At 66.3% G+C, this 9,477-nt stretch carries 8 protein-coding genes, 2 tRNA genes and 1 pseudogene; 1 reads left to right on the top strand and 10 read right to left on the bottom strand.

Annotated features, from left to right (window positions below):
* The 10 genes and pseudogenes from ACE5CZ_RS04665 to serS form a co-directional block, all read right to left on the bottom strand.
* A pseudogene (locus ACE5CZ_RS04665) lies at nt 1-1,011 on the bottom strand (alpha-mannosidase); the annotation flags it as partial.
* On the bottom strand, nt 1,008-1,841 hold the full coding sequence (locus ACE5CZ_RS04660; RefSeq protein WP_374946176.1) for a ThuA domain-containing protein: 834 nt from the start codon (nt 1,839-1,841) through the stop codon (nt 1,008-1,010). The gene ACE5CZ_RS04660 and the pseudogene ACE5CZ_RS04665, both read right to left, overlap by 4 nt.
* Nucleotides 1,831-3,048, bottom strand: coding sequence for a Gfo/Idh/MocA family protein (locus tag ACE5CZ_RS04655; RefSeq protein ID WP_374946175.1), 1,218 nt, complete (start codon nt 3,046-3,048; stop codon nt 1,831-1,833). Before ACE5CZ_RS04655 ends, ACE5CZ_RS04660 begins: the two co-directional genes overlap by 11 nt.
* A 7-nt stretch (nt 3,049-3,055) precedes the next feature.
* On the bottom strand, nt 3,056-3,982 hold the full coding sequence (locus ACE5CZ_RS04650; RefSeq protein WP_374946174.1) for a carbohydrate ABC transporter permease: 927 nt from the start codon (nt 3,980-3,982) through the stop codon (nt 3,056-3,058).
* Between the two features lies 1 nt (nt 3,983).
* Nucleotides 3,984-4,922: a carbohydrate ABC transporter permease gene (locus ACE5CZ_RS04645; protein ID WP_374946173.1), complete on the bottom strand. Its 939-nt coding sequence runs from the start codon at nt 4,920-4,922 to the stop codon at nt 3,984-3,986.
* The gene (locus tag ACE5CZ_RS04640) at nt 4,922-6,259 is read right to left on the bottom strand and encodes an ABC transporter substrate-binding protein (protein WP_374946172.1); all 1,338 of its coding nucleotides are present in this window, start codon (nt 6,257-6,259) and stop codon (nt 4,922-4,924) included. Before ACE5CZ_RS04640 ends, ACE5CZ_RS04645 begins: the two co-directional genes overlap by 1 nt.
* 155 nt (nt 6,260-6,414) lie before the next feature.
* Nucleotides 6,415-6,503: transfer RNA gene (locus ACE5CZ_RS04635), tRNA-Ser, on the bottom strand.
* Between the two features lie 44 nt (nt 6,504-6,547).
* A tRNA-Ser gene (locus ACE5CZ_RS04630) sits at nt 6,548-6,635 on the bottom strand.
* A gap of 56 nt (nt 6,636-6,691) precedes the next feature.
* Complete coding sequence (locus tag ACE5CZ_RS04625) at nt 6,692-7,540, bottom strand: HAD family hydrolase (RefSeq protein WP_374946171.1); 849 nt, start codon at nt 7,538-7,540, stop codon at nt 6,692-6,694.
* Nucleotides 7,537-8,799, bottom strand: coding sequence for a serine--tRNA ligase (gene serS, locus ACE5CZ_RS04620; RefSeq protein WP_374946170.1), 1,263 nt, complete (start codon nt 8,797-8,799; stop codon nt 7,537-7,539). Before serS ends, ACE5CZ_RS04625 begins: the two co-directional genes overlap by 4 nt.
* Before the next feature lie 38 nt (nt 8,800-8,837).
* Between serS and ACE5CZ_RS04615 the strand changes: the two genes are divergently transcribed.
* On the top strand, nt 8,838-9,477 hold a 640-nt coding region (locus tag ACE5CZ_RS04615), incomplete at its 3' end, for a diacylglycerol/lipid kinase family protein (RefSeq protein WP_374946169.1).

The following is a 9,477-nucleotide window of genomic DNA, read 5'->3' as shown; positions in this document are numbered from 1 at the left end:
AGCCCGGATGCGCCCGGCCGCGACCGCGGCGCGCACCCGTTCGAAAAGCTCGGGCTGACTCTGCTTCACCCACGCGTACTGCTGCGCGCTCGACGCGGCGAAGATGAACTCGGGATCGCGGTCGATCAGATCGAGCACGTTCGAGAACGTGCGCGCGACCTTGCGCACGGTCTCGCGGGCGGGCCAGAGCCAGGCGCAATCGATGTGGGCATGGCCGACGGCCGAGACGCGGATGGCGCTGTCTGCGGCGGGCGTCGCGAGCACACCGGAGAGCGCCTGGCGCCCGGCGGATGCAGTGCCGGAGACGTCCTCCGGGTCCATCGCGTCGACCATGCGTTCGAGCGCGTGCACGATCTCTGCGCGGCGGGCACCGTGTCGGGGAAGAACGTCGACGAGCCCGTCGAGGGTGACGACATCCTGAAGCAGTTCCCACACCTCGATGTCGCGCCGGGCGAGCTCGAGTCGCACGAGGCGATAGTGGTGCTCGTCACCCGCCGTGGCGGGATCGCCGAGGTGTGTGGCCTCGTATTCGTAGGGAACCTGCACAAGGGGGTTCGCGGCCGCCTCGAGCAGCACCCGGAACGGTCCGCTCTCGGGCACCGGAACCCACGCGTTGAAGGGCTCGATCGCCTTCACTATCGACCCGTCGGGGCGATACGCGGTGGCTTCCGCCTGAAAACCGGGAAGCTCGCCCGTGAATCCGAGGTCGACGACCAGCTCGGTCTCCTCGTCGGCCCAGTCGGCGGGTGCCGCGCCGCGCACATCGAACCAGACCGTGTCCCACGGCCGGCCCCAGGATGCGCCGAGCGAGATCGGGTCGAACGTCTGCGTCAGCGCGTGCTCGAAGGGCACAGGCTCGCCGCCGACGCTCCATGCCGTCACCTCGACAGGACGGGTCTCGCTGTAGAGTGCCGTCTGAATGCGGTAGCGCGTGAACCGCCGCACGCGCTGCATGGCCAGCGCCGAGGCATCCAGACGCACGCGCCCGTTCGGGTTGAACTCGTCGGTCACGCGTTCGGCTCGCGCGGCGCGATGAGCTCGCGGGTGTAGTAGTCGACGAGCCCGTCGGGAGACGGCAGCACCGGCCGGTCGAACTCGCCGGGAAGGTACATCGGGGTCACGAGGTACTGCTCGCGCGGCCTGTCGGGCTTCGCCCACTTCACGCCGTTCGCGATCACGCGCTGCACGTCGGGGTGGTGATAGACGGGAAAGATCTCGTCGCCGGGGCTGAAGTAGAACACTCGTCCGTAGCCGCGCCGGTACGTGATGCCGCTGCGAAACACCTCGCCTCCCGAGAAGCTGCTGATGAAGACCAGCTCGTCGGGTTCGGGAATGTCGAAGAACTCGCCGTACATCTCCTGACCGGCAATCCGAATCGGCTGCGGCACGCCTTCGGCGATCGGATGCCGCGGCGCGACGGTCCAGACCAGCTCGCTGTCGTTCTGGTTGCGCCAGCGCAGGCTGCAGGTGGTGCCCATCAGGCGGCGGAAGATCTTGGAGTGGTGACCGGAGTGCAGCACGATGATGCCCATGCCCTCGAGCACGTGGCGCTGGATGCGATCGACGACCTCATCGGCGACCTCGTCGTGGGCGGTGTGTCCCCACCAGAGAAGCACGTCGGTGGCGGCGAGCGTCTCCTCGGTCATACCGTGCTCGGGGTCGTCGAGCACGCGGGTCGAGACGGTCGCGCCGTCGCCGAGCAGGGTGCGGATGCCGTCGGCGATCGTCGCATGCATGCCGTCGGGGTAGATTCCGCGAACGACGGGGTTCACCTGTTCGTGGCGGTTCTCGCCCCAGACGAGCACTCGGATCGGCGCTGCTGCGGTCTGTTCAGTGGTCATCGGGCGTTTCCTCAGCGATCGCGGCGGGAGTGGCGGGAACGGATCCCCAGGCCGGGGTGGAGATGCCGTCGGCCGCACTCGTCCAGGAGCGCAGCAGATCGGCGATGTCGTTCTGGCGCTCGTCGGCGATGGCCTGGGCGAGCGATTCCTCGAGCAGCTCGGCGAGAACTATACGCTCGCCTCCGCGCTCGCTGCTGCGGATCGCTCCCTCGACCATCGCGAGGCTGAGCACGTTGGCCCGCACCTCGTTCTGCGGAGTCGTGCCGTCGCGCAGGGAGCGCACGAACTCTTCGAGCGATCCCTCGATGCCCTCGAGCCGGTCGGCGACGACACCGCCCGCTCTTTCGGCGCCCTCGGCGCCCCGGCCGTCGAAATCGACTTGCACGACCTGCTCGCCATCCCACGCGGCCGCGCCGCGCTCGGCGTACACGCGCCACTCGGCGTTGTACGAGGTCTGCAGGCCCGGGGTGCAGCGGCTGCCCGAATAGACGAAACGGGCACCGGATGCGAGTTCGAACTCGGCCGCAGCCGCGGCGTCGCCGGCGTACCAGCTCCACGGCGGGTTCCACGAGTTGCAACGCACCGCCACAGGCTCGTCGCTCGAGAGGTAGCGCAGCTGGTCGAAGTGATGAATAGACATGTCGACGAGCAGCGGATGCGCCATCTGCTCCCGAAAACCGGGCTCGTGATCCTCACGATAGAACTCGGCATGCACCGCGGCGAGCGGACCGAGTTCGCCGACCGCGTCGCGGAACGCGGCCAGGTGGTTGAAGTAGCGACGCGACTGGCTCACCATCAGCAGACCACCGGTGAGGTCGGCAAGCGCGACCTGGCGTAGCGCCTCGGCCACCGTCGGGGCGAGCGGCTTCTCGCAGAGCACCGGATACCCCGCACGCAGCGCCTGTTCGTTCACGACGCGATGCGCCTGCGGAACCGTGACGTTGACCACGGCCTCGGCGCCGGAACGCTCGGCGACGTCGGTGACCGAATCGCCGACGACGACATTCTCGAGACCGATGGATGCGACGGTGGCCGCCGCCAGCTCGAGGTTCAGGTCGACGACGCCCACCGGTCGTGCGTGCGGCGAGGCGCGGAGCATCCGGAGCCATCCGCCGCCCATGGCACCCGCGCCGACGACCACGACCGGAATTCGGCTTTCGGATCGACTCTCTGCGGGCGCGCTCGAGTTTCGGACGCGATGGGTCATGGTCGGACTAGCCTTTCACCGCTCCGCCGAGGCTGGAGCGGAGCAGGTGCTTGCGCACGAAGATATAGAGGATCGCCGGAGGCACGACGTACACGATGGCGCTCGCGGCCAGCAGACCCCAGTCGACCTGATTGTGCTCGCTGAAAGCCCGGAACAATCCGATCGAGAGCGGGTAGAGATCTTGGCTCTGCAACATCACGAGCGGGGTGAGAAAGTCGCCCCAGATGCTCATGAACGTGAGCATCGCCGCGGCGCCGAGCCCCGGGCCGACGAGAGGCAGCACGATTCTGCGGATGGCCTGGATGCGGCTGTTGCCGTCGACCCAGGCAGCCTCCTCGAGCTCGATGGGCACCGCTCCGATCGTGCCCTTGAGCAGCCACAGCGTGATGGGCAGCTGAAGCACGGCCTCCACGAGAATGAGCCCGACGAGGCTGTTCGCGAGCTGCAGATTCACCATGATCAGGTAGAGCGCGACGATCGTGGCCGGAGCCGGGATAACCCTGATCAGGAGGATGCCGAACATGAAGGCTCGACGGCCCTTGAACTCGAAACGGGCGAGGGCATAACCGCCGGCCAGTCCGAGCGCGAGGTTCAATGCCGTGCCGCAGACGCCGATGATGAGGCTGTTGAGAAGCAGTCGGGGGGTTCCCTCGTCGGTGAAGAACCGCACGAAGTTGTCGAACGAGAACGCCGGCAATTGCACGTTGGGTCCGGCGTTTCCGTCGATAGAGCTGAGCACGACCCAGGCGAACGGCACGAGGCAGAACAGCACCAGCAGCACGATGAGGACGTAGCCGAACGTGCGCTGGATTATATCTACTGCGGTGAGGGGACGTCGTTTGGTGCGGGCGGCGTGTGTGCGCGGGGCATTCGAGCGCGGCCCCGCAGACGCATCCGCCGAACCTGCCGAAACGCGGGTGATTTCGGTTGTCATCTCAGACCTGCACTTTCGAGAGCCGAACGTAGACGAGGCCCAGCACCAGCACGATGACCAGCAGAATCATCGATGCGGCGCTGCCGATGCCGATCTGCGAGAACTGGAGGGCTCTCTCGTAGATGTAGATGGCCGCGAGTCGCGTCTCGCCTCCTGGGCCGCCCTGGGTCAGGAAGTACACGAGACCGAAGACTCCGACGGTGCTGATCGTGGTGAGCAGCAGGTAGAGAAAGACCGGGCCGCGAATGAGCGGAAGGGTGACGTGGCGGAATACCTGCAACGCTGTGGCGCCGTCGATGCGGGCCGCCTCGATCAGCTCGACCGGAACGTCTTCAAGCGCCGCCTGGAACATGATCATGGCGAAAGCCACTCCGCGCCAGATGTTCACGATGATGATCGAGAACAACGGTACGACCTGCAGCCAGTCCGTCGTTCCCGAGCCGAAGAGGCCGGTCAGCTGGTTCAGGGTGCCGTTCGAGTTGTTCGAGAGCACGCTCGCCCAGGTGAGCGATGCGACGACCTCGGGCACGATCATGGGCATCAACACCGCAGCGCCGAAGAGACCTTTTCCGCGCAACCACGGCCTGCTGAGCAGGATCGCCGCGACCATGCCGAGCACGGTCTGGCCGATGATCGCGGAGTAGAGAACGAACTGGCCCGTGCGACCGAGGGAGCCGAGGAAGTCGGCGTTCGTCAGAAGGTAGACGTAATTGTCGACGCCGATGAACTGCGGGTCGCGGGCCGCGAAGCCCGTGAGCTGGGTGTTCGTAAAGCTCAAGTACAAGCCGTAGAAGGCGGGCGCCACGATGAAGACGGCGATCAGAACAACGGATGGCAGGAGCAGGAGTGCGATCAGCGGCCCGTTGCGCCGGCCGCGTCTCCGCGCAGCCGATGGCCGAGGGGCCACCGTCTGCGCGGAGACGATCGTGGTTGCAGTCACTACTTGACCAGGTTGGGGCCGAGCAGATCTGTCGCGTCTTTCACGAACGACTCGTACGCCTCTTCGCCGTCGGCTTCTCCCGAGAGGATCAGCTCTGTGGCACTGGCGACGGCCTGGGCGATCTGCTCGGAACCGTCTCCGGTCGACACGTAGACGCTGCTCGCCAGGTCTTCGCCGGCCTGGAGCAGCTTGGGCTCGCTCGCCAGTGGCTCGATGTCGGCGACGTCATCACGGGTGGCCGCAGCGCCGTTGGCGACGAGCTGCCGGGCGAGGGGCTCTCCGCTCGAAAGGTACTCAGCGAGCAGCATGGCCTCGTCTTTGTGCGCAGACTTCTCCGGGATGACGTAGCCCGAACCGAGTCCACTCCAGCCGAAGGGCTTGTCACCGTCGCGAAGCGCCGGATACTGCCACGTGTCGACCTTCGTCTCGAGCTCGGGAATCGGTGTCGCACCCTCGGGGCCCCAGTCGAACTTCCAACCCCAGGTGCCCTGGGCTGCGACCTGCAGCGTGCCGGCCGGGAACTTGTCGTACTTGGTCGGCTCCCACGGGTTCGGATTCTCGAGGTCTTGCGTCGGCAGCAGACCCTTGGTCTGCAGCTCGCTGTAGAGGTCGAAGACCGCCTTCCAGCCGCTGCTGCCCAGATCCCACTTGCCTGTCTGCAGGTCGTAGTACTCGTTGTCGGTTCCCCCGAGCAATGGCTGGAAGCCCTCGTTCCAGGTTCCCCCGCCCCACGCGCTGCCGGCGGGGATGACGATGGGTGCCTCGCCGGTCTGAGTCTTCACTGCCTCGAGACGCGAGATCATGTCATCCCACGTCTGCGGCTGGCTCGTGTCGATTCCGAGCTGAGTGAGGACGTCTTTGCGGTAGAAGAAGTTCTGAACGCCCGTGTCGTGCACGAGCGCGTAGACCTTGCCATCCTGACGCACCATCGCCTTTTTGAACTGGGGGTAGTAGTGGTCCCAGCCATCCCACTTGTCGAGGTAGTCGTCGATCGGTGCCAAGTATCCGGCACCGGCGAATCCGGGAACCAGGCTGTCGCCCATGTCGATCACGTCGGGCGCCTCGCCGGCGACCAATTGCTGCGTGATCTTCGTCTTGAACTGGTCATCGGTGAGGATGTCGGCGACCAGCTCGACCTTGATGTCTTTGCCCTGCTTCTTCATCTCGGCCTCGAAACCGGGGATTTCGGCCTTCAGTGCGTCGATGCTCAGCTGCTTGACCGACATGATGCGCACGGTGACGGACCCGTCGTCGCTTGCGCCGGTGGAGCAGGCAGTTAGTGCACCCGCTGCGACGAGACTGGTAACGAGGGCGGCGATCACACGGGAACGCTTCATTGCGGTGCCTCTCTCCGCTCACCCCCGTCGGCTACTTTGCTGATCAGGTGGGGTGGGCGAGGATTTCATGTTAGGACATAACCACATAGGCGTCAACCGGGTAATGAGCAAAACTAAAAGCCCCGCGATCGGTGTGATCTCGGGGCTTCGAAGTGCGGAGACGGAGGGATTTGAACCCTCGGTGGGGTTTCCCCCACTCCACCTTAGCAGGGTGGTGCACTAGGCCGGACTATGCGACGTCTCCTTGGCTTGCGCCTCAGCAATCATAGCCGACGACGCCCGGATTTTTGGCGGAGGGCTAGGGATTCGAACCCTAGAGACATTTCTGCCCACCAGTTTTCAAGACTGGCTCCATCGGCCGCTCGGACAGCCCTCCCTGCCCGGCAGAACCGGGCAAGCCACGATTCTAACCGAACCGCCTCGGTAGATGCGTCAGAACGGGCGAAGGGCGACGGCGAGCCCATCGTCGTGCACGGATGCCGTCACCTCGCTGGCCACGGCCAGAACGTCGTCGGGCGCTTGGCCCATCGCCACGCCGCGGCCGTGTTCGCCGGCCCAGGTGAGCATGTCGATGTCGTTGCGTCCGTCTCCGATGGCGAAGACCCGCTCTCGAGGAATCGCGAGCAGGTCGCGCACCCGTTCGAGGCCCGTCGCCTTGTTCACGCCGTCCGGGGCGATGTCGAGCCACGCCGTCCAGCCGATCGCGTAGCTCACCCGGTGCAGGCCCATGCGCTCGACGAGGGCCAGAAAGTCCTCCATGTCGTGATCGGGTGAGATGACGACGACCCGGGTGGCCTCGATGTCGAGCAGCTGCTCGAACGGCACGGCACGGCTGCCCACGTCGGCGACAGACACGGGAAACGAGCCGTAGTAGCAGAAGTTGCCCTCCTCGTCTTCGACGGCGAAACTCGCCTCGGCCAGATGAGAACGGATCTTCGTGAGCACGGGCCCGGGGTCGAAGATCTCGACGAACTCGCGGCGATAGCCGACCGGGGCCGTGGAGTCGCGCTTGAGTGTGATGGCGCCGTTGGAGCACACCACGTATTCGGGAGTTATCGACAACTGGTCGAGAACCGGAAGGGTGGAGGCCACCGACCGGCCCGTCGCCAGCATGATCTCGTGGCCGAGCCCCGCGACGCGCGCGACCTCGTCACGCACCGCGTCGGTCAAGGTGCCGTCTTCGTGCAGCACCGTTCCGTCGATGTCGAACGCGAGCAGCCAGGGCTGGTCGGATGCCGCGGGCTGGTCGGATGCGCCGGGTGCGGCTACGGCATCCGTCACGTCGCTTCGATTCTCTCGACCCCGTTGAGATACGGTCGCAGCACCTCGGGCACGATCACGGAGCCGTCGGCCTGCTGATGCGTCTCGAGAATCGCCACGATCCAGCGGGTCGTCGCCAGCGTGCCGTTCAGGGTGGCGACGGGCGCCGTCTTGCCGCTCTCGGTGCGGTACCGCGTGTCGAGTCGGCGCGCCTGGAAGGTCGTGCAGTTCGAGGTGGAGGTGAGTTCGCGGTAGGCATCCTGCGTGGGAATCCACGCCTCGATGTCGTACTTGCGGGCGGCCGACGAGCCGAGGTCGCCGGCGGCGGTGTCGATGACCCGGTAGCTGAGGCCGAGATCCTGCATCATCTGCTCTTGGAACGACACCAGAGCGAGATGCTCGGCCTCGGCGTTCTCGGGCAGCACGTAGCTGAACATCTCGAGCTTGTTGAACTGGTGCACCCGCAGGATGCCGCGGGTGTCCTTTCCGCCCGAACCGGCCTCGCGGCGGTAGCAGGTCGACCACCCGGCGTAGCGCTTCGAGCCGCCCTCGAGGTCGAGGATCTCGTCGGAATGGAAGCCCGCGAGCGCCACCTCGCTCGTTCCGGTGAGATAGAGGTCGTCAGCCGGCAGGTAGTAGATCTCGTCGGAGTGCTCTCCGAGGAATCCGGTGCCGGCCATGATCTCCGGCTTGACCAGCGTGGGCGTGATGAGGGGCTCGAAGCCGTTCGCCAAGGCCGTGTCGAGGGCGAGGTTCATCAGCGCGATCTCGAGGCGCGCGCCGACACCGCGAAGAAAGTAGAACCGGCTGCCAGACACCTTCGCCCCGCGCACCATGTCGATGGCCCGCAGCTTCTCGCCGAGCTCGAGGTGGTCGCGGGGCTCGAAGTCGAATGTGGGCTTCTCGCCCACCTCGCGCAGGGTGACGAAGTTTTCTTCGCCGCCGGAGGGCACGCCCGGGATGATCGGGTTGGCGATGGCTCCGGCGGTCTTCGCGAACTCGGCCTCGGCATCCGTGGCCTGCTGGGCCAGGTCTTTCACGCGGGCGGCGAGCTGCTGCGCCTGTTGCAGCAGCTGCGCTTTCTCGTCGCCGGCGGCCTGGGCCACCTGCTTGCCGAGCGTCTTCTGCGTGGCGCGAAGAGATTCGGACTCGGTGATCGCCGACCGACGCTTCTCGTCGGCGGCCAGGGCGGCATCCACCAGGTCGACGGAGTCGCCGCGCGCCGCCTGTGAGTCCCGGAAGAGCTGGGGATTTTCGCGCAGGAGCTGGGGGTCGATCACCCGCCCAGTCTATTGAGCAATGCCGTACCGTAAGACACGTGACCCCGCCGCAGGCAGTGCAGACTCCGCGGGCCGCCGTGATCTACAACCCCATCAAAGGCGATGTGGACCGCCTGAAGCACGCGGTGAAAGCGGCCGAAGAGGCGGCGGGCTGGGCTTCCACGATCTGGCTCGAGACCAGCCTCGAGGATGCCGGCCAAGAGGTCACCCGCGACGTGCTGGCCCAGGGCGCCACCGTGGTTCTCGCGGCGGGCGGCGACGGCACCGTGCGGGCTGTCGCGGAGGCCCTGCGCGGAACCGGTGTGCCGATCGCCCTCATTCCGGTGGGCACCGGCAATCTGCTCGCCCGCAACCTCGGCCTCACGCTCACCAATATCGAGGAGGCCGCGACCACCGCTTTCACCGGTCACCAGCGTGCGATCGACCTCGGCATCGCCGATGTCACATCGGCCGACGGCGTGCACGCCGAGCACGCTTTTCTGGTGATGGCCGGGGTCGGGCTCGACGCGAAGATGATCGCGCTCACCAACCCCAAGCTCAAGAAGGCGGTCGGCTGGCTCGCCTACGTGGATGCCGGGGTGCGCGCCATCCCCAACCTCAAGCCCATCAAGCTCAGGTTCAGTCGCGACGGTGCGCCCGAACGCTCGGCGAGCGCGCACACGGTGCTCGTGGGCAACT

This window comes from Agreia sp. (assembly GCF_964263775.1).
GTDB lineage: Bacteria > Actinomycetota > Actinomycetes > Actinomycetales > Microbacteriaceae > Agreia.
Note: the sequence above shows the minus strand (reverse complement) of the source record. Positions and strands in the feature narration are given on the sequence as shown.

Coding starts and splice junctions, on each gene's coding strand:
- ACE5CZ_RS04660 (WP_374946176.1), bottom strand. CDS start 1,841: ATGACCACTGAACAGACCGCAGCAGCGCCGATCCGAGTGCTCGTCTGG.
- ACE5CZ_RS04655 (WP_374946175.1), bottom strand. CDS start 3,048: ATGACCCATCGCGTCCGAAACTCGAGCGCGCCCGCAGAGAGTCGATCC.
- ACE5CZ_RS04650 (WP_374946174.1), bottom strand. CDS start 3,982: ATGACAACCGAAATCACCCGCGTTTCGGCAGGTTCGGCGGATGCGTCT.
- ACE5CZ_RS04640 (WP_374946172.1), bottom strand. CDS start 6,259: ATGAAGCGTTCCCGTGTGATCGCCGCCCTCGTTACCAGTCTCGTCGCA.